The organism is Gordonia hankookensis, assembly GCF_014673215.1.
GTDB classification, from domain to species: Bacteria; Actinomycetota; Actinomycetes; order Mycobacteriales; family Mycobacteriaceae; genus Gordonia; species Gordonia hankookensis.
Genome location: NZ_JACWMS010000003.1, coordinates 590643 through 617161 on the forward strand (window position 1 = coordinate 590643; position 26519 = coordinate 617161).

Consider the following 26519-nt stretch of genomic DNA (forward strand, 5'->3'; position numbering starts at 1 on the left):
TCGGTTACCTTACGCAACGTGAGACTCTCACCCACGGTGATGTATGCGACCCGCCGCGTGTTGCCTGCGGTGTGCCTGGTGGCTGCGCTGACGACCGCGGCGTGCGCGACGTCGACGACGGCCGACGTCGAGCCGCCGACCTCGGTTCCGACCAGCGCTGCGGTCATCGTGCCGGCCGGACAGAGCGCCCGTTCCGCACCGGGCACCGGACTCACCTTCGGGGAGAATGCCGTACTGCCCGCCGATGCGTTCGCGGAGACGGGGTCACTGGCGATGTACACGGTCACCGGGATCACCCCGGCCGAGGGCGTACCCGAGAACACCACCAGGGGCGGCGCCCCCTACTACGTCTATGTGACGGTGACATCGCTCGCGACCAGGGCGGGAGCGGCGCCGGGTGTGATGGGGCTGAGTGCGAGCGCGGACGGGAGGACTCCCGCGTTGACGATGTCCCCCGACCCGGGTCTGGCAAAATGCCCGGTCACCACGCCGCCGCCCCAGATGCGGCGCGGCGAATCGTATGCGACCTGTCTGGTCGCGGTGGCCGACCCGGGTCAGCGACTCCGTCAGGTCATCTATTGGGCCGATACGACGGGAGATCCCGCGCTGGACTACAAGTCGTCGCCGGTCGTCTGGTCGCCTGCCGGCGCGCCACCCCCGTCGGCAGGCTCACCGACACCGGCACCGGGCTGACCCGTGCGGCGCAGACCCGCTGTCTAGACCATACGGCGGGTGATGGCCGACGGGAGATGACGCAGCGCCGCGGCGATCGGTATCCACGGCCAACGCGGCACCGGCGCCCACGAGGATTCGTTCTCGATGGCAGACACCATCGCCCTGACCCCCTGCTCCGTGCCCGTCATCATGGCGGTCTCGACTCCGCGGTTGATGTCGGTCTCGATATATCCCGGCAGGAGAACCGAGATGGTGATCGCGGAGCCCGCGAACTCCGCCTGCAACCCCTGCCCCAGCGTGGCGAGGCCCGCTTTGGATGCCGAGTACGCCGCCTGCGCCCTGGGCAGTCCGCGGACCGCGCTCATCGAGCTGACCAGCACCAGATGTCCGTGATCCTGCGCCCGGAAGATCTCCATCGCGGCCTCGACCTGTGCCAGAGCGCCGACCAGATTCGTCTGCACGGTCTCGATGTTCGCCGACGCCATCCCCGTTCCGATCGGCGCGCCCTTGCCCGACCCCGCGTTGACGATGACCCTGTCGAGTCCGCCGATCTCGTCGGCGAGCGCGGTGAAGACCCCCGGGACCGAATCTGTGTCGGTGACGTCGAGTCGAGCCGTGGCAACCCGGCCTGCGGTCGGTCGCAGCTCGTCGGCCAGCGCATCGAGCCGGTCGAGACGGCGCGCACAGAGTGCCAGGTCGCGGCCTTTGCCCGCGAATTGTCGTGCCATGCCTTCGCCCAGACCGGAACTCGCGCCCGTGATCAAGATCTTCTGCCGTGTCGTCGCGCTCACGGCTCACCAACCTACCCGCTGGGAAGGCGTCCCGATCGCCGCCCCGACCGCATGACGACGGTGTGATCGCCTCAGGCGGTCAGCGCCGTCAACCGCAACGCCTGGACCACGTAGTCGGTGCCGGCGCGGTCGCCGACCGTGATACGCATCCCATGGTTTCCGCACTCCTTCGTCGCCACGCCGCAACTCCGCAGGAGCCGGCCGATGGCAACACCCTCGGCGCCCGGCAGGAACAGGAAATTCGCCTGACTCGGCAGGGTCGGGCAGCCGATGGCCGCCAGCATGTCCGCCAATCGCTCGCGCTCCCTCTTCATCGATCGAACACGCTGCGCGAGTTCGGCTTCCGCCGCGAGTGCGACCGGGACCGCGGCCACCGCGGCCGGCCCCACCGCGAACGGCACCTCGTGGCTGCGCACCTCCGACACCACGCCGATGTCCCCGATGCCGAATCCGACCCGCAGCGCGGCGAGTCCGTAGGCCTTGGAGAAGGTCCGCAGCGCCAGCACGTCGTCGCGGATGTCGACGAGCAGATGCAGGTCGGGCGGGTTGTCGCAGAACTCGACATAGGCCTGATCGACCAGGGTGAGCACCTGCGGCGGCATCGCATCGATGAACTCGTAGAGCGCCTGGGGCGCGACGGTCGAGCCCGTGGGGTTGTGTGGGGAGCACACCACCACTGCCATCGTGTCGTCGGTCACCGCGGCCCGCAGCGCATCGAGATCGACGCTGCCGTCGTCGGCCAGGGCGACGCCGTCGACACGTAGGCCGACCATCTCCGCGAGGATCGGGTATCCGTCGAAGGTCGGGACAGCCGTCACCAGCGACGGCGCGCAGATACCGGCTTCCGCGGCCCGGCGCATGCAGACCGCAAACGCGGACAACGCGACTCCGGTGGCGCCCGCGCCCACGGTCACCTGCCGGTGCGGTACACCGAGGTGGTCGGCGATCTGGCCGCGAGTCCGGTCGGGCAGGAAATCCGGATACCGGTTGGCCTCGGCCATCACCTCGCGCAGCACCGCGGCCACGGCGGGCAGTGGCGCATAGGCGGATTCGTTGAGGTCGAGGCGGGCCAGCGGCCAGGGCTCGCCTGCCGGGTCGAGCGGCGGGCTCATGGACGGCCACCCCAGCGGAGAGCGGCGGCGGCGGCGAAGTCGCCTGCATGCGCGAACGCCGCCGTCATCACCACCTCACCCTCCCGGATCCGACCGTCGGTGACCGCCGTGTCGAGCGTGACCGGGATCCCGACCGCGAACAGATTGCCGCACTCGTCGAAGGTGTCGGGGTGCCGATCCTCCGGGAGCTCCAGGGCCTCACGCCAATTGCGCAAGAAGATCCGGTTCGGCTGATTGGTGACGAACCAGTCGAGATCGGCGGGAGCGATGCCGATGGTGTCGGCCACCTCGATCGCGACCTCGGGCACCATCCGATTGCCGCGGGCGAGGACCTTCGCGATCTTCGCCTCGGTGAATCCGATGTGAATCTGTCCCGGACCAGCCTCCCAGTACTTTCGCTGCGGCTCGGACACCCCGGTCATGTCGCCCGAGTACTGGCCGTACGACCGGCAGGTCAGGCCGAGGACCGGGCTGCCGCGATCGCCGTCGAGGGTGAGAACGGCAACCGCCGAACCGTCCCCGGGGATGGCTGCCTGCGCCTTACCGCGTACCTGTTCCTGGGTGAACACCTGCGCCGCGCTGTTCTGTGCGAGGCCGAGCAGCGCGCGTCGACCGCCGTTGGCGCGCAGCAGAGCTGATGCGAGGTCGATCATGTGGATGAACGCCGCGCACCCGCCGTTGTGTACGTCGAGAACGGTCGACGGCCGCAATCCGAGCCGATGCGCCACCTCTCCACCGCAACCGCGGACCGGTACCTCGGGCAGCTGGCTGTGGGTGAGCACCACGTCCACGTCGTCGAAGAAGTCGTCGCCGTGCCGTTCGGTGAGCACCCGAGCCGCGGACAACATCATGTCGGCCGAGGTCTCCCCGTCCGACGCATGATGCCGGAATGCGGGCGCCCGGAACATCACACTGTCGACGAGCTCGTCATCCTCCGCGAACTGCGCGAAATAGGCTGCGGGCACTCGATTCTCCGGCAGATAGGTGGCCAGGTCGACCAGCATCGCCTGTGGTGCAGCATGTGTCATGATCGCATCCAATCCGGAGTGATGGGCAGGCCGTTGTGGTGCCGGTACTCGGCGATGGCCGTGAGGTTCTCGAGTTCGAGCTGGTGACCGGCGGAGAACATGTCCCAGAAGTCCCCCACCCACACCGGACGTTCCGGTGGCGCCGTCTCGGGATAGGGATTCTCGTCGTAGAACGGGTGATGGCAGTTGTGCCACAGGACCACCGAACCCGGTTTGTCCAGCACCACCTGCGCGTCCACCACCCGCATCAGGTAGATCATCCAGAGATGCTTGCCCTGGTCCCACGCACAGTGATAATCGACCGTCATCGCATGGGGATTGGCGATCGTGCGGGTGTAGATCTCGGTGTGATCGCCGAGGCGGTCGTGCCCGAGCCACAGTCCCGGTTCATCGGTGAGGACGAATCCGCGCAGACTGTAGGTCCACTCCTCCAGCGACCGCGTGTCCGACAGCCAGCTGTACAACTCGCGCGGTGGTGCGTCCACGTACCCCTGCACCGGGCAGTAGTCGCCGTAGATCTGCTGATGGGGATAGACCGACCGGAGCCGGTCCACGAGCACCGGTGTGGCCACCTGCCGAGGATGACTCTCGATGCGCGTGATCCCGGGCAGTGTCGTCGCGTCGTCGCCGAGGTCGGCGAGGGGGGTTGTCACGGTCATGCGCGGTCCTTTCAGAGAAACGGGGCGAACGGGGGTACCTCTTCGGGATCGACGTCGATCACCACGCAGTTCGGGCCGTCTGCGGCGAAGAGCTCGGCGCAGCACTCCGCGACGTCGTCGATGTCCGTCACGTGCCGCACCACGAGATCGGCGAACATCGTGTCGAGACCCGCTGCGATGGCGGTCGGCCGGAAGCGATTGACGGTGGTCGTGTCGGGGAAGTAGAGACGATCGCGGGTGACGCACATCCCGTGTGCGTCGTTGTTCAGGATGATCAAGCTGAGCGGGGCGTCGTGCTCGATGGCCGTGTGGATCTCCATACCGTGCATGAAAAACGCACCGTCACCGGCGATCACGATCGACCGTGACCGATCGTCGACCACTGCGCACCGCACCGCATTACCCACACCCGCCGCGATCGCATGCCCCATCCCGCCCATCCCCAGCGCGACCGTGAACCGCTGCGCAGGCGAGAACGGCAGGTGATGCAGAGCTGCAGCGCCTGCGTTGCCCGCGTCGGCGAACACCGCGCATACCGGCGGCAGCTGCTCACCGATCGCCTCGATGACCGCCCGCACACCCGGCCGGGTCGATGGGACGCGCGGCACCGGTAGATGGTCGATGGTGATGTCCGGAGGCGCCGGTGATCGCGACATCTTCGCGCCGACCAGCTTTCCCAGCATCCGTATCGAGTGTTCGAGATCGTCTGTCGCGATCTGGGTACAGTCCCCGAATCGCGCATCGTGACGTCCGATGGAGGTCAGGTCGGTCGAACGGAGTACATCATCGAGTCCGGCACGATCGGTGACCGACATCCGGCACCCGATCGCGACCACCATCTCGGCTGTACGGACGGCGACGTGCGCGCTCGGGTGCCCCATCACGCCGGTCACCCCCGCGAAACCACCGCCGGCGGCGAACACGTCGCGCCCACCCGGTGATGCGACCGTGACGGCTCCGATGCACTCGGCCAGTTCACCTATCTGTGTGCCGAGGCGCTCCCAGGACGCCTGTTCACCGGCCCACAGACAGACGCGTCCGGGTGCCGTCGCGGTTGCTGCCATGCGCTCGGCCAGGGCCTCGAGAGGACCGTCGTCGATGGACACGCCCGGTTCCGGATGCACGTCCGGATGGGTCGGCGCCGATCCAGGCATCGGCGCAGCCTGTACGTCCTTCGGGATGATCAGTACAGCAGGCAGTCCGCGCTCGAGGGTGTGAGACGCGGTCGCGAGCGCGGCAGCCATCGTCTCCGGTGACGAGACCTCGGCACACGACCCGCTCACCGCGGCCATCAACGCGACCAGATCGATGGTGTCCGGCGGGTTCAACATGTCCTGGAATGCACCTTGACCGACCAGACCTGTTGGCGCGCTGCCGATCAGGGCCAACACGGGCACTCGGCTGTCGTACGCCTCGGCCAATGCCGGCACGACGTTCATCGCTCCGCCGCCCGAGGTCGTCATCACCACACCGGGCCGGCCGGTGATCCGCGTCGTCCCGTCCGCCATCGCGCCTGCGGCGAATTCGTGCTTGGCCACCACAGGGCAGATCCCGACGTCCTGCGCCGCCGCGTACATGTCCTCGATGTTGGCGCCGTGGACTCCGTACGCGACACGCACGCCGTGATCATGAAGCACCTGCATGAGATGCCTCGCCGTCGACCGGTCTCGCGCCATGTGACAACCATGCGTCGGCCGCCCTGAAGGTTTGCTGAAAGTGCACGCTGGCCGTGAGGTCCGCGCGGGAATACGCTCGTAGGGCACCGATGCACACCGAAGGGCACCAGATCGTGGCGAACACGCGAAAAGGCTTGCCGCACGTCATTCGACGGCGCGGTGGCGTGCGTGTGCAGTCGACGATCATCGCCGCCGTGGTGGTCACCCTGGCCCTGTCGGTCGGCGGCATGGCCATGTTGTTCATGCTGCACCGGGCCAACAACGAAGCCATGTACCGATCCACCGGTCGGCAGGCGTACCAGATCGCGGCGGCGATCGAGCGCAACGGCATCCCGGGCGTCGACGCCGACGACCTCGCGCCGGGCGCCGGCGTCGACGTCATTCAGGTGATCGACGCGAGTGGGCGCGTGGTCCGCTCATCGCCCGGCGCGCCGAGCGGTCCGATCATCGATGTCGACCAGGCGCCGCACACCTACCGATACTTCGACAACATCGGAATCTCCGGATTCGCCGGGGAATTCTGCGCCACCGCAGTCGGCGCCGAACACGACAACGCGTACTACACCGTGCTGGCGCTCGACCGCGCAACGGGTGTGCGCCACAGCGAGTGGGTGACCGGCATCATCCTGGCGGCCGAGATCCCGCTTCTCGTCGTCGTCGCCGCAGGTGCGGTGTACCTCCTGGTCGGGCGTTCACTACGACCCGTGTCCCGGATAACCAAGCGGGTCAACGAGATCACCGCAACTGCTCTCGGACAACGCGTGCCGGTACCATCCGCCGATGACGAGATCAGCACCCTCGCGACGACGATGAACGACATGCTGTCGCGGCTGGAGAACGCGCGGGATGCTCAACTCCGCTTCGTGGCCGACGCCTCCCACGAGTTACGCAGTCCGCTGACGACCATCGTCGGGATTCTCGACCTCGCCGACGACACCGATTCCGCCGTCGACCTGCCGACCGTCCGCACCATCCTGCTGCCGGAGGCGAAACGGATGCAGGTGATGGTCGACGATCTGCTCATGCTGGCCCGCGCCGACGAGAACGGGCTCACCCTGAACCTCGACGAGATCGACCTCGACGACGTGGTGGCCGCAGAGGTCGGACGTGTCCGGTCGCTCGGTTCAGCTCGAATCCGGCTGCACGTCAAGCCGATCAGGATGATCGGCGACAGCGACAAGATCACGCGGGCACTGCGGAACGTCATCGACAACGCGGTCCGGCACGCTCGGTCCACGGTGTCGGTGTCGATGCGGATCGACGGCGACGACGCTGTGGTGACGGTCGCCGATGACGGTTCCGGCATACCGGTCCGCGATCGCGACGTCGTCTTCCAGCGATTCGCACGCCTCGACGTCGATCGCCGCAATCAGTTCGGCGCCGGGCTGGGTCTGGCCATCGTCCGCGAGATCGCCCGCGCACACGGAGGCTCCGCGAGCGTCGGCGAAAGCGACACGGGCGGAGCAGCTGTGACGATCACGCTGCCCTTGTCGGTGTCCGTGCCGGTCGGCCACGATTCGACGCCGCCTGTGCTCACCACCGGGGAACCGACCGACGAGGAGATCTCCCCCGACCCTCAGACCTCGCAGAGCCGGTAGCCGGCACCGCGAACCGTCTCTATCGATCGCACCCCGAACGGATCATCGATCCGCTTGCGCAGATACCGGATGTAGACCTCGACGATGTTCTCGTCGCCCTCGTAGTTCTCATCCCAGATCGATTCCAGGATGAGCCTTTTGGAGACCACCGTCTCCTTGTTCCGGATCAGGAATTCCAGCAGGGCGTATTCGCGCGGTGTCAGCGTGACCGTGGTGTCGCCTCGCGCCACTTTGCGTTCCGCCGGATCCATGGTGAGACTGCCGGCCGTGAGGATCGCCGGCCGCTCCCGGCCGCCCCTGCGCATCACGGCCCGGAGGTGGGCTTTGAGGACCACCACCGAGAACGGTTTGACGAGGTAGTCGTCGGCCCCGTAATCCAAGGCTTCGGCCTGGTCGTACTCCCCGTCCTTGGCGCTGAGCATCAGCACCGGCGTCCAGATCTTCCGCTCGCGCATCTCCTGCACGACACGAAATCCGTTGAGCTTCGGCAACATGATGTCGAGCACGACGACGTCGAACTGCTCCTCGGCGGCCCGCCACAGACCCTCCGCACCGTCGGTGGCGACCACGACGCTCCAACCTTCGCTCGCCAGAACCCGACGCACCGTTTCCGCCGCGCGCACATCGTCGTCGACAACCAACACTCGCACCGATCAACCTCACTCACCGACGGCTCCCATCTCGAGCCCCGGCACGAAGCCGACAAAGGCCACGACGAGCATCCGTGATCTGTCCCGTCCCGACCCAGATCTGACCCTACCCCTGTTCGCACCGATGCGGCCTGCTCGGCGGCGATGATCGGGCCGCCGTCATTTCAACAACCGTGACATCCGGCGGTCGGCGAGCACCTTGCCTCCGGTCTGGCACGTCGGGCAGTACTGAAACGAGCGGTCCGAGAACGACACCTCGCGGATCGTGTCGCCGCACACCGGGCACGGCAGGCCCGTCCGCGCATGCACCTTCAGCCCGGTTCGCTTCTCCGACTTCAACCGGGCGACCTCTTGCCCCTCGAGGCGACCGATGGCGTCGGCGAGTACGGACCGCATCGTCGTGTACAGAGAGTCCACCTGGGCGTCGGTCAGCGACTTGGCCGACGCGAACGGCGACAGCCGGGCGTCGTGCAGGATCTCGTCGGAGTAGGCGTTGCCGATCCCGGCCATCGTGCGCTGATCGGTGAGGACGTTCTTGATCCGGCCAGACGTCCCCGCCAGGATGGTGCCGAACTCGTCACGGGACATCGCGAGGACGTCCGGCCCGAGCGATGCGATCCGGTCGACCTCACCGACGTCGCGCACCACCCATACGGCCAACCGCTTCTGCGTGCCTGCTTCGGTGACGTCGAACCCCTCGCCCGGCAGGCCGCAGTGCACGCGCACGGCGATCGGCCCCTTGCCGCCCGGGCGTGGCGGGGTCTGCGAGAGTTGCTCGCTCCAGCGCAGCCACCCGGCACGCGACAGGTGGATCACCAGATTGATCACCGGTTCCGGCTCCGCGGCGACATTCGTGCTGTCCGGACCCGGGACGGTTCGGATGACCAGGTACTTTCCGATCCGACCCACCGACTCGACCACGCGCCCGGCCAGCGCCGTGTAGGGCGGATCCGCGGTCTTGAGAACAGCCAGCGACGCAACGTCGACCCGGCGGATCGGGAAACCGGCCGCTCGGCCGTCCACGTAGGCAGCCACCGCCGCCACCTCAGGGAGCTCAGGCATGGGTCCAGTGTGCTCTAGTAGGGGGATGATCTCCCGCCTTTCCGATGCCGAACTGGCGGCGCGCGTCGCCGAAGGTGCAGGCGAGATCCTCATGGGTGTCCGCCACGGCGGACTACTCGGCGGTCGCCATCTCGGTGACGTCGGCGACGCCATGGCGCAGGCATGGATCGCGAACGTCCTCGGCAGGCACCGACCACATGATGCGATCCTGTCCGAGGAGGGTGCCGACGTCGGCGACCGGGCCACAGCCGATCGCGTGTGGATCATCGATCCGCTCGACGGCACCAGCGAGTTCTCGTCCGGCACCGCCGACTGGGCCGTGCATGTCGCGCTCACCGAGTCCGGCGCGGTGACGACCGCGGCCGTGTCACTACCCGCCGTCGGCGAGGTCTTCCGATCCGATGCGGTGAAACCGCCGAGCGGCACTCTCACCGGGCGGATGGCGGCATCGCGGTACGGCGGCTCCTACGAGAGCGCGTGGGTGTCCCGGCGACTGTCGCTGAACATGATCGGGATCGGATCGGCAGGCGCGAAGGCGATGGCGGTGGTGCGCGGCGACGTCGACGCCTATGTGCATGCCGGCGGTCAGTACGAGTGGGACAACTGCGCTCCGGTCGGTGTCGCCCTGGCAGCCGATCTCCACTGCAGCAGGCTCGACGGGTCGACCATCGTCTACAACCAGCCCCGCCCGTACATGCCCGACTTCGTCATCTGCCGCAAGGAGATCCGCGACGATCTGCTCGCCGCGCTGGACGAGATCTGGTGACCGGCCGGGCAGATGTCAGTCAGCCTTTGCGGAGCAGGTAGATGTCCATGATCCAGCCGATGCGTTCACGCGCCTCGGCCCGGGCGGCGACGATCTGCTCGGCGACGTCGGCCACCCGGCCGCTGATCAGGATCTGGTCGTCGGTACCCACGTAGGCACCCCACCAGATGTGGTCGTCGGGGTCCGCGATCTGCCGGAACGCCAGGGTGCCGTCGAGCATCACGATCTGGTTGGTGTCGGCGCCATGCGGGGTGTCACCGAGGCGGCGCCCCGTCGTGATGTGGACGGGTTCACCGATCCGGTTCGCCGCGATGCGATGCGCTGCGGTGAGAGCACTGGCGCTGGTCACGCCGGGGACGACCTCGACGTCGATCGACAATCCGGAATGTTCGGCGAGGTCGTCGACGATACGAAGGGTGCTGTCATACAGCGCGGGGTCGCCCCACACCAGAAGGGCCGCCACGCCACCATCGGGCACCTCGGTGGTGAGCACGTCGGTGAAGATCGAGGCGCGGGCGGCATGCCACCGACGCACCTCGGCGTCGTAGTCCGCCGGATCGCGGTTGCGGGGCGGGTCGACGACCTCGATGACCCGATGACCGGGGCGGCCGTACCGCGTGAGGATGTCGCGGCGCACCGCACTCAGCGATTTCTTGTCGCCCCCCTTGTCCAGCACGAGAAATGCGTCGACGTCGCCGAGCGCATCGATCGCCTCGAGGGTGATCTGGCGCGGATTGCCCGGACCGATCCCGATGACCCGCAATGTGATCTGCACGGGGCGGTCAGATCCGGACCTTGCGCAGGCCGTGTATGCGCGCAGACAGGTCCAGGACCGCCTGGCGGGGCAACAACCGCCGGAGCGCGAAGACGATCCCGGCGTGGTTTCCCTTGGCGTAGAACGGCTTGGGATGCTCAGCCAGGGCGGCCCCGACGATGACCGTGGCCATCGCCGTGGCACTGATTCCGGCGTCCTCGTTCGTGCGGGTGGCGGCCGCGAGGGTCTCGTATTCACCCCGGTAGGGCGAGTCGTCGCCGATGTGGATGCTGCGCCGATCCCCGATTCCGGTGGCGATGGTCCCGGGCTCCACCGAGATCATCCGGATGCCGTAGGGCGCGACCTCCCGTCGGGTGGCCAATGCGAAGGCCTTGAGCGCGGATTTCGTTGCGGCGTAATTCGATCGGAAGGCAACCGGGAAGCTGGAGAGCATGGAACCGACCATCACCACCGTCCCGGTGCCGCGTTCCCGCATCCCCGGCAGCACCGCCTTGGTGAGTGCCACCGGCCCGAACACGTTGGCGGCGAACAGATCCTCGATCGCTGCCATGGACGTGTCCTCGAGCGCACCCGCCTGACTCTCGCCCGCGTTGTTGATCAGCACGTCGATCGCGCCGATCTCGTGGGCACAGTCGATCGCGCTCTGATAGTCGGCGTTGTCGAGGCGTACGTACCGAACTCCGGCAACCGGGTCTGCCACGGCCTCCGGTCGGCGGCTGGTGCCGTACACCGTGTGTCCGCGCTCGACGAAGATGCGGGCCACCTCGGCCCCGATCCCACTCGAGGCGCCGGTGACGAGAACGACCTTGGAACCTGATGCAGCAGCCACGGACACACCGTAGCGTGCCGACCTGACGGCGCAGTGCTCAGTCCGGCAGCGACTTCGAGAAGCTCGCGGACTCGGCAGCGGACTCCGACGCGAACCAGACCTCGGGCTCGATCTCGGCATAGGACGGCTGAGTCGGCGTGTAATAGACGCCGTCGGTCGCGCTCACCTTGATCGGGTACCCGTCGGGGGCCTGCTTCGGATCGTCGAGTGGGAGATGTGCACCCACCGGTACAGGTTCGCGCCGGCCGTTGGCGACGTAGTAGCCGACGCCGTCACCGTGCCCGTGCACCGACCCATCGATCACCGAATCGCCGGACACTGAATCGCCGGACACCGCGGCCGCGGTCCCCCGGTCGCCTTCACCGGCCTCTGGCGACTCGGCGACATCGGCGTCGTCAGCTGCGTCGTCGACGACAGTGCTCTCTCCCGAATCCGGAGTCGGCACATCGGTCTCGCCGACGTCTGACGTCTCCGCTTCTCGCGCCCCGGTTGCCGCACCTGCTGCCACGGCCCCACCCGCCGCAGCGGCGACACCGGCCGCCGCACCGCGATGTGTCGTCGGAGCTCCGGCGGCCCCCTCGGCGGCATCCGACTCGTCGACGGTCGCCTGCGGAGCGGTCGCCGCCCTCCCTTCATCCGCGCGAACGTCGGGTGTCTTCGGTCCCCGTGCCTTGCGGAACAGCCAGATCAAGAAGAGCCCGACCAGGATCAGCAGGAACGGGATCAGCAGCCACCACCACGACGTTCCGTCGGTGTCGGAGTCCGACGTGTTCGTGTCGTCGGCCGCCGCGTCACCACGGGAATCGGCCATACCGGGGATGCTCGACCCGGACAGCTGTTGCGCCCAGTTCGGGTCGGGTGCACTCGTCCACGCCCCGGTCGACCTGCTGTACGTCAGGGTCCCGTTGGCGAACTCCTGGGAGACGATGTCACCGGACGTCGTCATGTCGGCGGTCGGCGCTCCCAACGTGGCGCCGAGCTTGTCGGTGGCCACCGTGAACGGTCCCCGTACCACCCAGGCGCCACCGCTCGGTGTCCAGTAGATCTTCGGTTGATCGGCGGCCGCGAACGACGCACCGCGACCCGTCGGGCGGTAATCCGCCGGGCCCTCGCTCGAACTGGGGAAGCCCAGGCTGCCGGTGGGGCCGCCCTCGTCGGTGTACTTGGCCAGGATGCCGCCGTAGAGGACTCGGGCACCGTGTTCGGGCGACCAGAACACCGTGCCGTTGGCGAACTTCTGTTCGAAGCCGTCTCCGACCGCCGTCAGGTCACCGTCCTCGGCGCCCAGTCCGGTGTCCGCCTGGCCGCGATCCGCGTCGCCCGCACTGATCTGCTGTTCGAGTTCGGCGATTGCGGCCTGCGCGTCACTCTGGGGATCGGCACCCGCATGCGGCGCCAGCAGCAGTGCTGTCGCGGACGCAGCGATGAAACCCAGTGCGAGAGCACCGACCCTCGCACGTGTGTGTGATGTGGCCATTGCCTTCCTCGACCTCGCCTCGCTCGAACTCGTTTGTCATCGACCTGGTTGTCATCGAAACGGCGAAAAATTCGCCCAAAACAACAATTTGCCTCAATGTCGCGCATAGCACATGGCAATCCGAGAAAGTGATTGCCGAAAGTTCCCGGATTGCGATCATGGAACCTCAGAAAAGAGACTGCGCAGGTAGAGGGCACCGCCGCCCGTTGGACGCCGCAAAACAATCGATTTCGCCGGGGGATCAAGAATGTGCGGCGGCGGCCTCGAGGAATCCCGCTCGCCGGTCGGTCTCGGTGACTCGGCGATGTGCGATCAGGGATTTCGGCCGGCGTCTCGTGTGGATGCGGGTGCGGTCGTGCAGCCCTCTCCACACCACAGGAGGCGCACACCGGCCGGAGGCCGGCAGGGATGTCACAGTGCGCCCGCGTGAATCCCGTCAAACGTTGCAGTGGGCGCACACCGGCCGGAGGCCGGCAGGGATGTGACGGTGCCCCAGGCAGGATTCGAACCTGCGACCCTTCCTTTAGGAGAGGAATGCTCTATCCCCTGAGCTACTGAGGCGGGACCGACGGCGTCGAGGCGGCCGTCCGCTAGGGGGTTCGTCCTCGACGTTCGTGCCGGTCGCGGTCTGGCCGGCCGCTCGGGGCCGATCGGACCCTTGGAGTCTACGACACGACGTCCCCGGCGGATCGGCACGGTTTGTCCGGGTCTCGGTCCGACGACGGGCCGCCCGGCCCGCCCGGCAACTCCTTACCGTCTTCACAGACCACCTCCGTTAGAGTGGCGGCGTGGCAGCGACCCCGGATTCCGACATCTCGCCACCCGCGCGCCTGGCCGCGGGGTGCGAGTGGATCACGGGAGGCGCGCCTCATGGCCGTCGACGATTCCGATGTGCGTCATAGCGGCTGATTTCGAAAACGGCGTTGCGTACCGACCCCCGGAGGAATTGTGAGTCAATCGTCCCGCAAACCGATCGTCGACCCGCGTCAGGCGGAGCGACGACGCTCGATCCTCATCCGGGTCGGCGCCGTCGTCGTGCTGATCGCCGTGGCCGTGGCCGTGGGTTTGTGGGCGGTGTTGTCCAACGAGTCGGACACCGGTAGCGGCTCACAGGTGAGTGTCGCCACCGACACGGGCGCATTCCGGGTCACCAAGGCGCCTGCCGGCACCCAGCCCAAGGCCGTCCTCACCGTCATCGAGGACTTCCAATGTCCGGCCTGTCGACAATTCGAGGAATCGTTCGGCGCAACGGTCGCCGAACTCCGCGAGAACCCGCAGGTTGCCGTGGACTACCACCCGATCGCGATCCTCGACCGCTCCTCGAGCACCCAGTATTCGACGCGATCGGCGAACGCCTCGGCCTGTGTCGCGGAGTCCACCGCGGGCGGCGGCGACTTCGGGGTGTGGCAGAAGTTCCATGACCTGCTCTATCAGCGTCAGCCCGAGGAGGGCGGCGCAGGACTGCCCGACAGCGAGCTCAACAGCATCGCCAAGGAGGCCGGCGCGTCCAACGTCAACTCCTGCATCAGCGACGGCCAGTTCAAGGACTGGGTCACCCAGCAGACCCAGGACGTCACCCAGACCGGCGTGAACTCGACCCCGACGGTGCGGTTGAACGGCCAGGACCTCCAGCTCACCACCCCGGAGGACCTGAAGGCACGCGTCGAGCAGGCACTGGCGGGGTGACCCGATGACCGACGGGGCGCAACCGGCCGAGACCGAGGAAACCGCCGAACCGGCAGTCCGGGGCACCCGCACGGGTCTCTCCCCGATCGCGGCGATCGTGCTGCTGGTCGCCGGCGCTCTGGGTCTGCTCGCTGCGTTCACGTTGTCGGTCGAGCGGTACAAGCTCTTTCTGGACCCGTCCTACCGCCCCAGTTGCAGCCTGAACCCGGTGCTGTCCTGCGGTTCTGTGATGGTGACCGATCAGGCGGCTTTCTTCGGCTTCCCCAATCCGTACATCGGCATCGCTGCATTCGCGGTGGTCGTGGTCATCGGGGTGCAGTCCGTCGCCCGCATCGACCTGCCGCGATGGTTCTGGGCGGGGCTCGCGCTGGGCTCGGCGGCAGGCGTCGTGTTCATCCACTACCTGATCTTCCAGAGCCTCTACCGGATTCACGCCCTGTGCCCCTACTGCATGGTCGTGTGGGTGATCACGCCGATCATCCTGATCCTCGCCATCGGGCGGTCCCTCGGCGATGCACCGTGGGCCAGGTTCATCCGGTCGTGGCTCTGGCCGCTGCTCATCGTCTGGTACGCCATCGTGATCGTGGCGATCGGTGTGGAGTTCTGGGATTACTGGTCGACCCTGATCTGATCGGCGCCTGCGGACGCCGACTTGACCGACGTCCGCCGTTCCGGCAATCCTCGGACCATGTCGGAGCGGCCTTCTCAACGTCGCGGTGCTGGCGACCCGACGCCGACGCAGGTAGGCAGCTGGCGCGAGCTCTTCGCTCGTGAGTACCGTGCTGCGATCGCCGTCTTCGCCGGCGGCATCGCGGTGTTCGCCATCAACACGTACCTCACGGCGGCATCCCTGCCGAGTGCCGTGGCCGACATCGGCGGTGAGCGCCTGTACGCGTGGGTGATGACGGTCTTCCTGATCACGTCGGTGTTCTCCTCGATGCTGGTCACCCGCACCCTCACCCGCTGGGGAGCCCGCCGTGCCTACCTGATCGCCTTCGGCCTGTTCGGTGTCGGGTCACTCGTGTGTGCGCTCACCCCCACCATGCCGATCATGCTGGGCGGCAGAGCAATCCAGGGCATCGGCGGTGGCCTGCTGACCGGGTTGTCGTTTGCCGTCATCCGCCTGGCCCTTCCCGAGCGGCTCTGGGTGCGCGCGGTCGGCCTGACGTCAGCGATGTGGGGCGTCGGCAACCTGATCGGACCGGTCCTCGGCGGCCTCTTCGCCCAGATCGGGTTCTGGCGGGGGTCGTTCTGGCTTCTGGTCGTCGCGACCGCGATCATCACTGCGCTCGCACTCCGCGCCTTGCCCGCCCGCCGCCGCGACGACACTGCATCCACACCACTGCCGATCTCATCCCTCGCGCTGGTCGTCCTCGCGACGGTCGCCGTCTCGGTGGCGAGTGTGGTCGACGGCAGGTCGGCCGTGATCGTTCTCGTCGGCGTGGCCGTGACCGCCACGCTCGGGTTCGTGGTGGTCGACCGGCGACGACGCGCAGGCCTCCTCCCCCGCCTCACCTACACCACTCACAACCCGCTGAAGTGGATCTACGTGTCGATTGCAGTGTTGTCCGTCGGCTCGACCTCGGAAGCGTTCATCCCCCTGTTCGGGCAGGAGATCGCCGGGATGGGACCCCTCCTCGCAGGCATGCTGGGCGCTGCGCTGTCCTGGGGCTGGTCGTCGGCCCAGATCGCAAGCACCACGTGGGCAGACGGGCGGCGCGCCCGGGTGGTCCGGGTCGCCGGGCCGGCGTTCCTGGCCGTCGGGCTGGCGACATACGGTGTGCTGCAGTCCGCTTCGGGCACCGCGGCAATCGTCGGCTGGTTCGTGGCACTGTTCGTCGCGGGCACCGGGATCGGGATGGCGTTTCCACACATCGCCACTGCCGCCATGACGATCACCCCCGACGACGCCGAGGCGGCCCGGGCATCAGCGGGTGTCAACACCGTGCAGATGGTGGCCAACACCTTCGGCTCCGCGACAGCGGGCCTGCTGGTCAGCGTCGGCGCAACGGTCGGCGCCACAGGCGATCAGACCGTCACGTCGGCACGATTCCTGACGTTCGGTTTCGCGGCACTCGCGCTCGCCGGCATCGCGGCCGCGGTCGCGTCCATCCGCCCGCCGCGACCGACAGACGTGCCCGGACCGACGGCTTCGAGCGGGGCAGGGCATGTCGGACCCCGCTGATGCCGACGTGACGAGCAGACCGACCACATGTCAGGTCGGGTACGGCCGCGCACCGGCCGGTGCGCCGATCACGGTGTCAGGGGTGGCCCGTCGAAACGCTCCCGCGTCACGAACTCGGCGAGTGGCTGACGCCGCAGTTTGGTCAACTGACGCACCGGCCTGCCGATCGGGACGACGGCGGCGAGAGCGTGGGTCTCGGGCAGCCCCAACAGTTCCCGGGCCTCCGCCTCCTGCGGGACGGCCATCGATGTGATGGTGCCGCCGAATCCCTCTTGCCGGGCGCCGAGCAGGATGTTCCACACCAGCGGGTAGACCGATGCCCCGCTGACCAGACCGACCCGATCGAGATCCTGGTCGGTCGCGGCCACCACAGCGAGGTCGACGGTCACCACCAAGACCACCGGCGCCGTCCGGATCGGCACCACAAAACTGTCCGGCACCTCGGTACCGTCGATCACGTTCTGCGGAACGCTGGTGGGATACAACGGGTTCCACGGCTTCTCGCCGGCGGCGATCTGGGCGATGTAGCGGCGGACGGTCGCCTCCCCGAGTCGGCTGAGCCGACGCTTCGTCTCGGCGTCTCGTACCACCACGATGTGTGCGCCCTGCCGGTTCCCGCCACTGGGAGCGAACCGCGCGTCGTCGAGGATGCGCCACAACACATCGTCGGGCAATGGATCGTCGGTGAACTCGCGTGCGGCGAACGTGGTCCGCATGACGTCGTGCAACTCCATGGGTCCCACTATGCCCGTCGTCGCGACCACGGCGGACGCGATCCCGCTCTCGACGTCAGCTGCCGACCGCGGCCGAGATCTTGCGCAGCAGCGCCGCGAGGGACTCCCGTTCGGCAGGCGTCAGGCCGGCGAGCGCCCGCTCGTCGTCGGCGAGCCGCCGCGGCAGCTCGTCATCCACGAGGGCACGGCCCTGTGCGGTGAGCTCGAGCAAGACGACCCGTCCGTCGCGCTCCGATTTCCGGCGTTCGAGCAGTCCGCGGCGAGAGAGACTCTCGGTGATCTTGGTGATCGACGCACCGCTCAGCATGGTCGTCGACACCACCTCACTGGCGCGCAGCGGCCGATCCGAACGCGCGAGCGCTCCGAGCACGTCATATTCCGACCGCGTGACCCCATGGGGTTCGAGATGGCGATCGAGGCGGTGGCTGCTGACCGCGGCGATGTGATGAATCCGGCCCAGCACCCCGACCGGACGAACGTCGAGAGCCGGGTACGCCTGTGCCCACTCCCGCTGGATGCGGTCGACGAGATCGGGCGCATCCGGTGCATGCCCCCCACCCGGACTGTTCATCCCCTCATCGTAGGACCAGTTACTTCGTCGGTGAAGGATTTTTATTTCACTACTAAAACAGTGATAAAGTATCAGGCCATGAGCACCGCCACCCGCATCGACCAGGTCCGTGACCGCCGCGGCGCTCTCCTCTACGCCGTTCACCCCCAGATGTGGCGGTCATCGCTGCGCCTCGACCTGAGCCGGGCGAGTGTCGCGGTCCCGATCCGGGTCGGGTTCGCCGTCGGCTCGGTGCTGATCGTCGGAGGTCTCGCCGGCCAGCGCGACGTGGCGGGATTTGCCGCCCTCGGCGCTCTGACCTCGGCATTCTGCCGACCTGACCCGTATCGCGTACGAGTGGGACGTCTCGTCGTGCTGGGCATCGGCATCGTCGCGTCGGTCGGCCTCGGTGTCGCCCTCGGACTGTCCGGTGCGCCACTCGTCGCCGAGATCGCGGCCGTCGCCGTCCTCGGGGGTCTGGCCGCCCTGCTGGTCGGCATGCTGCACATCGCGGGGCCCGGAGCGGTCATCTTCGTGTTCGCCGCCACCGGCGCGATGGGATTCGCACAGGACGCGAACGACGTCGCACGCGCACTGGTCGCGACCACCCTTGGGGCAATCTGCGGCGCTGTGGCCTCACTCGCGCCGTGGCTCCTGCGCAACTCGTGGCAGATGATCCGACCGGCCGCCACCACTGCTCTCGACACCGAGCACCCGACGGTCCGTCACGAGTCGATCCGGACGACACTTCGTCGGCGCCCCCGCGACGAACTGCTGGTCAACAGTTGCCGCATCGCCGTCGCCATCGTCGTCAGCGCGGTGGCCGCCTCGGCTGCGGGGCTCTCCCATCCGATGTGGGCGGCCATGGGCTCGATGTCGGCCATGCAGGGCGTCGCCTATCACGTCACCGTCCAACGCGGATGGCAACGGCTGCTCGGCAACGTCGTCGGTGCGGTCATCGCAGCCACTCTGCTCGGCCTCGGTCTCGGCTACTGGGGTGCCGTGGTGGCCATCGTCGTCTGCCAGATCGTCGCGGAGGTCTCGGCACCGGTGAACTACGCGATCGCCTCAGTCGCGGTGACCCCGATGGCGCTGCTCCTGACGGCGTTGAGCGCGGGGCTGGCCCCGGCGGCCGCAGTGGACCGGGTGATCGACACCCTGATCGGTGTGGTCGTGGGCATCGTCGTCGCGGCGCTGACCGTCACCGGCTCGGGCCGCATCATCTCCCGGGCCGCCGCCGGGTAGGCCTTCGCTCGTCGCCCCCCAGGACTCGGATGCCACATCTGCCCCGAACCTGTTTTCACGCACGTCACACAAGGGAAACGACCCGGGTACGTCCTGCTCATAGCGTCGTATCGCTTGCACACCACGAAACGCCCTCGATGCACTCCCGTCGCCGAGGACGAGGTGACGATCCCAGGAGTGACAATGAGTGGCAGCATGTCCCGCCGTCAAGCCATCGAGGCAGTGACGAACTACTCGGTGGAGACCGATGGCTTCCCGGAACCCTTGGCAGACACCTTCGGGCGCAACGTCTTCACACTGTCTGTGATGAAGGCCCGCCTGCCCAAGCACGTCTTCAAAGCCGTCTCGGCGACCATCGACAAGGGTGCGCCGCTCGATCCCACCCTGGCCGACTACGTCGCGTCGGCCATGAAGGACTGGGCGATCGAGAAGGGCGCGTCGCACTACGCCCATGTCTTCTATCCGCTCACGGGCTTCACCGCGGAGAAGCACGACTCGTTCCTCGAACCGGATTCGTCGGGAGCGTCGCTGGCAGAGTTCCAGGGCAAGACGCTGCTGCAGGGCGAACCGGATGCCTCGAGCTTCCCCAACGGGGGTCTGCGCGGCACCTTCGAGGCCCGCGGGTACACCGGCTGGGATGTGACCAGCCCGGCCTACATCATGGAGAACCCCAACGGCAACACACTCTGCATCCCCACGATCTTCATCTCGTGGACCGGCGAGGCACTGGACAAGAAGACGCCGCTGCTGCGCAGCCAGCAGGCGATGAGCAAGCAGGCCATGCGAGTGCTGAGGTTGTTCGGCCACACCGACGTCGACACCGTCGTGTCCTACGCGGGCGCCGAGCAGGAGTACTTCCTCATCGACCGACACTTCTACTTCGCCCGGCCCGACCTCATGACGGCGAGCCGAACCCTGTTCGGCGACAAGCCATCCAAGGGTCAAGAGTTCGACGATCACTACTTCGGGGCCATCCCCGACCGCGTGCTGGCCTTCATGATCGAGCTCGACCGGGAGCTGTTCAAACAGGGCATCCCCGCGAAGACGCGCCACAACGAGGTCGCCCCCGGACAGTTCGAGCTCGCACCGGTCTTCGAGAAGTCCAACCTCGCCCACGACCACCAGCAGCTCATGATGACAACGATGAAGAACGTCGCGGAGCGGTACGGCATGGTCTGCCTGCTCCACGAGAAGCCCTTCGCCGGGGTCAACGGCTCCGGAAAACACGTCAACTTCTCGCTCGGCAACAACAATCAGGGCAACCTGCTCAACCCGGGCGACACCCCCCACGAGAACGAGCAGTTCCTGGTGTTCTGCGCGGCCATCATCCGTGGCGTGCACAAGTTCGGCGGACTGCTCCGCGCGTCCATCGCGTCGGCATCCAACGATCACCGACTCGGTGCCAACGAGGCGCCGCCTGCCATCATCTCGATCTTCCTCGGCGAGCAGCTGATGGACGTCTTCGACCAGATCGCCAAGGGCGGCGCCAAGGCCAGCAAGGAGTCCGGCGTGCTGGAGCTCGGCGTCGACACCCTGCCACCGCTCAAGGCCGACGCCGGCGACCGTAATCGGACGAGCCCGTTCGCCTTCACCGGCAACCGTTTCGAGTTCCGCGCTCCGGGTTCCAACCAATCGATCGCCGATCCGATGATCGCGATCAACGCCATGCTCGCCGAGTCCCTGGACTACGTCGCGAACTTCCTCGAGAAGGAACTCGCCGACGGCGTGGAGTTCGATGCGGCGGTGCAGAAGGTACTCGAGGGCATCATCGTCGAGCACGGCAAAGTGGTGTTCAACGGCAACGGCTACTCCGACGAGTGGCAGGAGGAAGCGGCGTCACGGGGACTGCTCAACCTGCGGACCACCGTCGACGCGATGGCGCAGTACGACGAGCCCGCCATCCAGGAGGTCATGAGCGCCTACGGAATCCTGAGCAACCGTGAGCTGAAGGCACGCAAGGAGGTGGTGCTGGAGCAGTACTCACTCGCTCTGCTGGTGGAAGCAAAGGAGACCCTGGAGATCGCGAAGACGATGATCCTCCCCGCCGCCAACCGGTATCAGGGCGAACTCGCAGGCACCGCGGCCAGTCTGAAGGCCGCCGGCATCGAGACCGACCACCCGGTCCTGATGTCGGTGACCAAGAGCACCAAGGATCTCTACGCCGCGATGCTGACGCTCGAGGAGGCCATCGGCGGCTTCCACGCAGACACCGTCGAGGGCGAGGCAGAGTACGCGCTGAAGTCGCTGATCCCCGCGATGGTCGATGTCCGGACCGTCGCGGACAAGCTGGAGAGCATCGTCGCCGACGATCTCTGGCCCCTACCGACCTACCACGAGATGCTCACCATCCTCTGAGCTCGTCGAGTCGTGGCAGTGCCCGCCGGACGTCACCGGCGGGCACTGTCGTCGAGCAACCGATTTCCGCCGACAGCAATGCGTTTCGCGCCGGGGTCACCAGCGTCGAGCGGAATTGCGCGTCGCACAGGCGATACAGTGCCGCGCAGCAGGCAGCGCATCGAGACGCTCCGGGCCGATCGACTCACCACAACTCTCGCAGCGGCCGTATGTACCGTGATCGAGGCGGCCGAACGCCGCATCGATCTCATCGAGACGCACCCGCGACCTGTCGAGTTGCGCGACGATCTGTCCGCGCTCGACGGCGAGTGTCGTGCCTTCGGGATCGTGTTCGTCGTCGGAGCTGGAGTCGGCCGTCGCCTCGACGACCGACCGCAACCGTGACGACAGCGCCTCGATGAGCGAAACGGTCGAGTCGCGTTCCGCGCCCAGAGTCGAGCGGACGCCGTCGTGATCGCGGGGACTCACATCATTGCTTTCGACGCCACACCGGCACGGAGCGACAGCGCGACGACGAGTCGGGTCGCCGGGTCGTCGAGGTCCATTCCGGTGATCTCCTGCAGCCGACGAATCCGATACCGGAGGGTGTTCGGATGTATGTGCAAAGTCGATGCGGCCGAGCGTACATCGCCGAATCGGTCGAGGTACACGCGCAGCGACGTGACGAACTCGCTGCCGGTGCGCCGGTCCGTCTCGGCGAGCTCGACGACCCGGGTGTCCATCAGTTCCGGGTTCGCGGTGAGATGGGCGACGATCTCGCCGAGGAGTACGCCGGTCTGCGATTCGCCGACCGTCGTCACGTCGGCGATCAATTCTCCTTCGCGTTCGGCGGCGTCGAGAACGCGATCGACCTGTGCGCGCAACCCGGGCACCGTCGCGAGCCCCTCATCCGGCCCGGCGATCACCGCCCGCAACGCGACGCCGAACTGGCGTTCCGCGGCCATGATGACCGACTTCCCCCAGGCCACGGTCGCGTCGGGATCCACCTGCGGGAGTATGACGTACGCGCGAGATCCGATCGTGGACATCACCGACAGTTGACTGAACGCACTCGCGTGCAAGGTGAGTGCCGACACCTCGCCGGACGCCTCGAGCACCGCAGCCGGGCCGTCGTCGTTTGCCGCGCCGAAGCCGACAACCGTCATCGGCAGGTCGACAGCGATGCCGAGCTGAGTGCCGAGGTAATCGGCGTCGACGACCTCCCCCCGCGCACCCAGCAGACGGCGGACCACGTCGTCGTGAGCGGTTCCCGCGGCTTTGCGGCGCGAGATCATCCGTGCGGCAACGGCGGCCGCCCCCGCAAGCACCTCGTCGGTGTCCGTGGACAGCGCTGTGCGTCCTTGCTGGAGCCACAGGACACCGAGGAACTCCCCCGACCCGTCCGCCGCGGGCCGGCGAATACCGATGGCGCGCCGCGGACGCAGTGCCAGATCGGCCCGTTCGTCGACGACGACCACGTCGGTCGCGATACGTACCGCGTCCATCACGCCCCACTGCCGCAGCCAGGCGAGCATCTCCGGTGGCCCTTCCCGACCGAGGATCGAGAGCCGGCGCAATTCGTCTGCCTCGTCCCCGGCACTGCTGTAGGCGAGGACGTGGGACCGCTCGTCCTCGATACTGACGAGTCCGCCGGTTCGCCGGGCGACCTCGGACGCAAGTTCGAAGAGGTCGCCGATCGCCCCGGACCGCATCGATTCACCCGCCATGCCCGAGCCGAGCCCGGGAGCTCCCTCCAGGACGCGCATGACCAGGTGGTAAATCCGCTCCCAGCGCGCGTGTGGATCGATCGCGACGACGGCGACGCCGTTCGTCTCGGCACGCTCGACGACTCGTCCCGACGGCGCCTTGCAGAGAATGGCCACCGGCCGATGTGCGCCGAGACCCGACAACCACGTCAGCACGTCGTCATCGGGGACGCCGACGAACAGGAACAGTTCGGCACCACGGGCCGCGCGACCGAGGCCGAGGTGGATGTCGTCGACGTCGAGGAGCGCCGCCGACGACAGCCGCTGGTCCAGGCCATTCGGGGCACCCACCAGCGTCGCGACGGTGTTGTCGAGGGCGAGGAGCAATTGACCGAGGGATACGCCCGTAGGGGTGGTCATACGACCAATTATTGCGCCGTTCATTGTGTGATCGGACAGCTTCCCGACGACTCCGTACGGATCCGGTCAGCTGTGCAGCACAGCCGCGAACGCGACCCGGTCGCCACGATAGAGCGACCGCACCACCTCGATGGGCATTCCGTCGGTGTCGAGCGAACGACGGCGGAGCAGCATCATCGGCATGAGGGTGGTCGTCTCCAGGAGATCGGCCTCCCGGGGCGAGGCCAGCGCGGTCTCGATGCGTTCCTCGGCGCTGGCGAACTCGACGCCCTTCGCTCGTATTGCGGCGTACAGCGACGTCTGCGGGTCGAAGGTCTGCGCGAAATCGCCGAATCTGGCCTGGGCGAGATACGTGCTCTCCAGACCCAGCTTGACCCCGTCCGCCAGCAATACCCGTTCCAGATGCATCACCGGTGAACCCGGTGCGATACCCAACGCATCGCACATCGGCTGATCGCCCACGATCTCCTCGAAGGTCACCAGGATGCGCCCGGGCACGCGCCCGTGCTCCTTGGCACCCTCGGTGTAGGAGCGTAAGGACAACGGCTGCACCAATTTCGGTGCCGAAACGACGGTCCGACGGCCTCGCCTCTCGATTCGCCCCTCCACGAGCAGATCTTGCAGGGCCTGCCGCACCGTCTCTCGCGCGACCGAGAACTGCTCGGCGAGGGCACGTTCGGGCGGAACGGCATCGCCCTCGTCGAGAGCGGAGACCATTCGATCGAGTTCGGTCCGCACCCGGTAGTACTTGCGGGGCTCGACGGTCACCATGACATTCCCCCCGGCCGCGGCTCGATCTCCGACCGACCCGCGATCCTCGCGGCCAGGATGGCGGCCTCGGCGATGTCCATTCCCGGCGCCCCGACAACCTTTGCGGCGTCGTCGTATCGACGCAACCGGATCGCATCGGGCCACCACGGGTGCGCCGTCCACGAACCATCGACACCGCCTGCTCCGCCCTGATGCGCCAGCGAATCCACCGATGTTTCGGAAAGTCCGGCGGCATAGCCGGATTCGGTGGCCGCGAGGAATCGTTTCGCCGCGACATGCGCCCCGGCCAGCCAGCCCACCCGCGCCCCGAACCGAGGGGTCAGCCATTCACGGGCGATCCGATCGTGCGGCTCGGACCCGGGCACGAGTGGGCTCCGGCCGACATCGTGGAGAACCGCGGCGAGGACGAGGCCATCGGGCGCGCCGTCTGCCTGGGCATGCCATCCGGCCTGCATCGCGTGGTCGAGCTCGTCGACGGCCGGCTCATCCCAGATGCCACGCAGGGATCGGAGCACAGCGGTCACCTCGGCAGCGATCTCGGACGAAGACGACATGTGTCGAGCATAGCGCCTTTGGTCTAGACCAAAAGTTCACCGAGTGTTTCCGTAGCGGATCCTGTTTGGTCTAGACCAAAGATTGCAGACTGATCCGCATGAAGATCATCGTCATCGGCGGGGGAATCCTGGGCACCGCCCACGCGTGGTCGGCCGTCGTTCGCGGGCACCGGGTGGTGCAGATCGAGCGCGAACGAGAGGCGCGTGGCGCCACGGTCCGCAACTTCGGTCTCGTCTGGATCTCCGGTCGCGCACCGGGTGAACTCGGTGCGGCGCAACGGTCGCGCGACCTCTGGGAGAAGATCGGGACCGAGGTACCCGGCATCGGGTTCCGACCGTGCGGGTCACTCACGATGGTCCGGACCGCCGCCGAGCTCGCGGTGGCCGAAGACGTGTCCACCCGGCCCGATGCCGCCGATCGCGGTTTCACGCTGCTCGATCCGGAGGCCGTGCGACAGATCAATCCCGCGCTGCGTGGTGACTTCCGCGCCGGACTGCACTGTTCTCGTGACGGCGCGGTCGAGTCCCGCATCGCACTGCCCGCTCTCCGAACCCACCTCGCCGGTACCGGTCGGTACGATTTCGTGCCCGGACGCGAGGTCCGGTCGGTCGAATCGGCGGAGTCCGGCGTGTCGGTGCGCGACGACCATGGGACGACGCACCATGGCGACGCGGTCATCCACTGTCCCGGCGCGATACACGGTGGTCTCACCCGCGAGTTGCTCGGCGCGGCACCGCCGGTCCGACGCGTCCGCCTGCAGATGATGCAGACCGCTCCGCTCGGCGAGCAGCTGACCACCGCGATCGCCGACTCCGACAGCTTCCGGTACTACCCGGGTTTCGCCGGCGATGCGCTCGAGGGGCTGACGGCGAGCCAGTCCCAGTCCACGGTCGCGGCCGAGCACCGCATGCAGTTGCTCTGCGTGCAGCGACTCGACGGCGGGCTGACGATCGGCGACACCCATGAGTACGACGACGATGCGGTGTTCGGATTCGATGTCACCGAGGAGCCTTACGAACATCTCCGACAGGTCGTCGAATCCCTGCTCGGCCGGTCTCTGCCCGGCATCGTCCGCCGGTGGTCGGGCGTCTACTCGCAATGCCTGGACCCGGCTGCGATCGCGTTCCGGGAGCAGGTGTCTCCCGGCGTCTGGGTGGTCACCGGTCCCGGCGGCCGTGGGATGACGCTCGGCCCCGCCATCGGCGAACAGACCGCCGACCTGATGAATCTCTGAG

At 67.5% G+C, this 26519-nt stretch carries 25 protein-coding genes and 1 tRNA gene; 9 read left to right on the forward strand and 17 right to left on the reverse strand.

Annotated features, from left to right (window positions below):
* The first annotated feature begins 18 nt into the window (after positions 1 to 18).
* Positions 19 to 693: a hypothetical protein gene (locus IDF66_RS17175; RefSeq protein WP_317628741.1), complete on the forward strand. Its 675-nt coding sequence runs from the start codon at positions 19 to 21 to the stop codon at positions 691 to 693.
* Positions 694 to 716: 23 nt separating this feature from the next.
* On the opposite strand, the gene IDF66_RS17180 is transcribed toward IDF66_RS17175, so the two are convergent.
* From IDF66_RS17180 to IDF66_RS17200, 5 genes are all read right to left on the reverse strand, one after another.
* The gene (locus IDF66_RS17180) at positions 717 to 1466 is read right to left on the reverse strand and encodes an SDR family oxidoreductase (protein ID WP_190267870.1); all 750 of its coding nucleotides are present in this window, start codon (positions 1464 to 1466) and stop codon (positions 717 to 719) included.
* A 71-nt stretch (positions 1467 to 1537) separates the two neighbouring features.
* Positions 1538 to 2578: a pyridoxal phosphate-dependent aminotransferase gene (locus tag IDF66_RS17185; RefSeq protein ID WP_190267871.1), complete on the reverse strand. Its 1041-nt coding sequence runs from the start codon at positions 2576 to 2578 to the stop codon at positions 1538 to 1540.
* Entirely contained in the window at positions 2575 to 3606 is a 1032-nt protein-coding gene (locus IDF66_RS17190) for a 3-oxoacyl-ACP synthase III family protein (protein ID WP_190267872.1), read from the reverse strand. Before IDF66_RS17190 ends, IDF66_RS17185 begins: the two co-directional genes overlap by 4 nt.
* On the reverse strand, positions 3603 to 4265 hold the full coding sequence (locus IDF66_RS17195; RefSeq protein WP_190267873.1) for an SRPBCC family protein: 663 nt from the start codon (positions 4263 to 4265) through the stop codon (positions 3603 to 3605). The genes IDF66_RS17190 and IDF66_RS17195 overlap by 4 nt, the downstream gene beginning before the upstream one ends.
* A gap of 11 nt (positions 4266 to 4276) precedes the next feature.
* Entirely contained in the window at positions 4277 to 5884 is a 1608-nt protein-coding gene (locus tag IDF66_RS17200) for a thiamine pyrophosphate-binding protein (protein ID WP_387999873.1), read from the reverse strand.
* 221 nt (positions 5885 to 6105) lie between these two features.
* On the opposite strand from IDF66_RS17200, the gene IDF66_RS17205 reads away from it, so the two are divergent.
* The gene (locus IDF66_RS17205) at positions 6106 to 7539 is read left to right on the forward strand and encodes a sensor histidine kinase (protein ID WP_317628742.1); all 1434 of its coding nucleotides are present in this window, start codon (positions 6106 to 6108) and stop codon (positions 7537 to 7539) included.
* Here the strand turns inward: IDF66_RS17205 and IDF66_RS17210 are convergent.
* Both IDF66_RS17210 and IDF66_RS17215 read right to left on the reverse strand, forming a co-directional pair.
* Positions 7518 to 8189, reverse strand: coding sequence for a response regulator transcription factor (locus tag IDF66_RS17210; RefSeq protein WP_164306450.1), 672 nt, complete (start codon positions 8187 to 8189; stop codon positions 7518 to 7520). The genes IDF66_RS17205 and IDF66_RS17210 overlap by 22 nt on opposite strands.
* Positions 8190 to 8348: 159 nt before the next feature.
* On the reverse strand, positions 8349 to 9251 hold the full coding sequence (locus IDF66_RS17215; RefSeq protein ID WP_190267876.1) for an Fpg/Nei family DNA glycosylase: 903 nt from the start codon (positions 9249 to 9251) through the stop codon (positions 8349 to 8351).
* A gap of 25 nt (positions 9252 to 9276) precedes the next feature.
* On the opposite strand from IDF66_RS17215, the gene IDF66_RS17220 reads away from it, so the two are divergent.
* On the forward strand, positions 9277 to 10017 hold the full coding sequence (locus IDF66_RS17220) for a 3'(2'),5'-bisphosphate nucleotidase CysQ (RefSeq protein WP_164306452.1): 741 nt from the start codon (positions 9277 to 9279) through the stop codon (positions 10015 to 10017).
* A gap of 19 nt (positions 10018 to 10036) precedes the next feature.
* Here IDF66_RS17220 and cobF read toward each other — a convergent pair whose 3' ends face one another.
* The 4 genes from cobF to IDF66_RS17240 form a co-directional block, all read right to left on the reverse strand.
* Positions 10037 to 10792, reverse strand: a complete 756-nt coding sequence (cobF, locus tag IDF66_RS17225) for a precorrin-6A synthase (deacetylating) (protein WP_190267877.1) — start codon at positions 10790 to 10792, stop codon at positions 10037 to 10039.
* A gap of 7 nt (positions 10793 to 10799) precedes the next feature.
* Positions 10800 to 11621: an SDR family oxidoreductase gene (locus IDF66_RS17230; protein WP_317628743.1), complete on the reverse strand. Its 822-nt coding sequence runs from the start codon at positions 11619 to 11621 to the stop codon at positions 10800 to 10802.
* 37 nt (positions 11622 to 11658) lie between these two features.
* Positions 11659 to 13098: a sunset domain-containing protein gene (locus IDF66_RS17235; protein WP_190267879.1), complete on the reverse strand. Its 1440-nt coding sequence runs from the start codon at positions 13096 to 13098 to the stop codon at positions 11659 to 11661.
* A 488-nt stretch (positions 13099 to 13586) separates the two neighbouring features.
* Positions 13587 to 13659, reverse strand: a tRNA-Arg gene (locus tag IDF66_RS17240).
* Between the two features lie 387 nt (positions 13660 to 14046).
* Here IDF66_RS17240 and IDF66_RS17245 point away from each other — a divergent pair.
* From IDF66_RS17245 to IDF66_RS17255, 3 genes are read left to right on the forward strand one after another with little or no spacing between them, the layout of a single operon-like run.
* Positions 14047 to 14784, forward strand: coding sequence for a DsbA family protein (locus IDF66_RS17245; protein WP_164306456.1), 738 nt, complete (start codon positions 14047 to 14049; stop codon positions 14782 to 14784).
* A gap of 4 nt (positions 14785 to 14788) precedes the next feature.
* Positions 14789 to 15415 (forward strand): vitamin K epoxide reductase family protein, encoded by a 627-nt coding sequence (locus IDF66_RS17250; protein ID WP_164306457.1) that lies wholly within the window; start codon positions 14789 to 14791, stop codon positions 15413 to 15415.
* 57 nt (positions 15416 to 15472) lie between these two features.
* Entirely contained in the window at positions 15473 to 16969 is a 1497-nt protein-coding gene (locus tag IDF66_RS17255; protein ID WP_190267880.1) for an MFS transporter, read from the forward strand.
* Positions 16970 to 17037: 68 nt separating this feature from the next.
* Here the strand turns inward: IDF66_RS17255 and IDF66_RS17260 are convergent, their stop codons facing one another.
* Both IDF66_RS17260 and IDF66_RS17265 read right to left on the reverse strand, forming a co-directional pair.
* Entirely contained in the window at positions 17038 to 17703 is a 666-nt protein-coding gene (locus IDF66_RS17260) for a nitroreductase family protein (protein WP_190267881.1), read from the reverse strand.
* Positions 17704 to 17758: 55 nt separating this feature from the next.
* Positions 17759 to 18274 (reverse strand): MarR family winged helix-turn-helix transcriptional regulator, encoded by a 516-nt coding sequence (locus tag IDF66_RS17265; RefSeq protein WP_164306460.1) that lies wholly within the window; start codon positions 18272 to 18274, stop codon positions 17759 to 17761.
* A gap of 78 nt (positions 18275 to 18352) precedes the next feature.
* Between IDF66_RS17265 and IDF66_RS17270 the strand changes: the two genes are divergently transcribed.
* Complete coding sequence (locus tag IDF66_RS17270; protein WP_190267882.1) at positions 18353 to 19498, forward strand: FUSC family protein; 1146 nt, start codon at positions 18353 to 18355, stop codon at positions 19496 to 19498.
* A 183-nt stretch (positions 19499 to 19681) separates the two neighbouring features.
* Positions 19682 to 21853 carry a glutamine synthetase III family protein gene (locus IDF66_RS17275; RefSeq protein ID WP_190267883.1) on the forward strand — a complete coding sequence of 724 codons (2172 nt, stop codon included), beginning with the start codon at positions 19682 to 19684 and terminating at the stop codon, positions 21851 to 21853.
* Between the two features lie 96 nt (positions 21854 to 21949).
* Here IDF66_RS17275 and IDF66_RS17280 read toward each other — a convergent pair whose 3' ends face one another.
* From IDF66_RS17280 to IDF66_RS17295, 4 genes are all read right to left on the reverse strand, one after another.
* The gene (locus tag IDF66_RS17280) at positions 21950 to 22321 is read right to left on the reverse strand and encodes a TraR/DksA family transcriptional regulator (RefSeq protein WP_190267884.1); all 372 of its coding nucleotides are present in this window, start codon (positions 22319 to 22321) and stop codon (positions 21950 to 21952) included.
* Complete coding sequence (locus IDF66_RS17285; protein ID WP_190267885.1) at positions 22318 to 23958, reverse strand: PucR family transcriptional regulator; 1641 nt, start codon at positions 23956 to 23958, stop codon at positions 22318 to 22320. The genes IDF66_RS17280 and IDF66_RS17285 overlap by 4 nt, the downstream gene beginning before the upstream one ends.
* 66 nt (positions 23959 to 24024) lie before the next feature.
* Positions 24025 to 24729 (reverse strand): GntR family transcriptional regulator, encoded by a 705-nt coding sequence (locus IDF66_RS17290; RefSeq protein ID WP_223309724.1) that lies wholly within the window; start codon positions 24727 to 24729, stop codon positions 24025 to 24027.
* Entirely contained in the window at positions 24723 to 25283 is a 561-nt protein-coding gene (locus IDF66_RS17295) for an HD family phosphohydrolase (protein ID WP_190267886.1), read from the reverse strand. The genes IDF66_RS17290 and IDF66_RS17295 overlap by 7 nt, the downstream gene beginning before the upstream one ends.
* A gap of 98 nt (positions 25284 to 25381) precedes the next feature.
* On the opposite strand from IDF66_RS17295, the gene IDF66_RS17300 reads away from it, so the two are divergent.
* On the forward strand, positions 25382 to 26518 hold the full coding sequence (locus tag IDF66_RS17300; RefSeq protein ID WP_190267887.1) for a TIGR03364 family FAD-dependent oxidoreductase: 1137 nt from the start codon (positions 25382 to 25384) through the stop codon (positions 26516 to 26518).
* Position 26519: the final 1 nt, after the last annotated feature.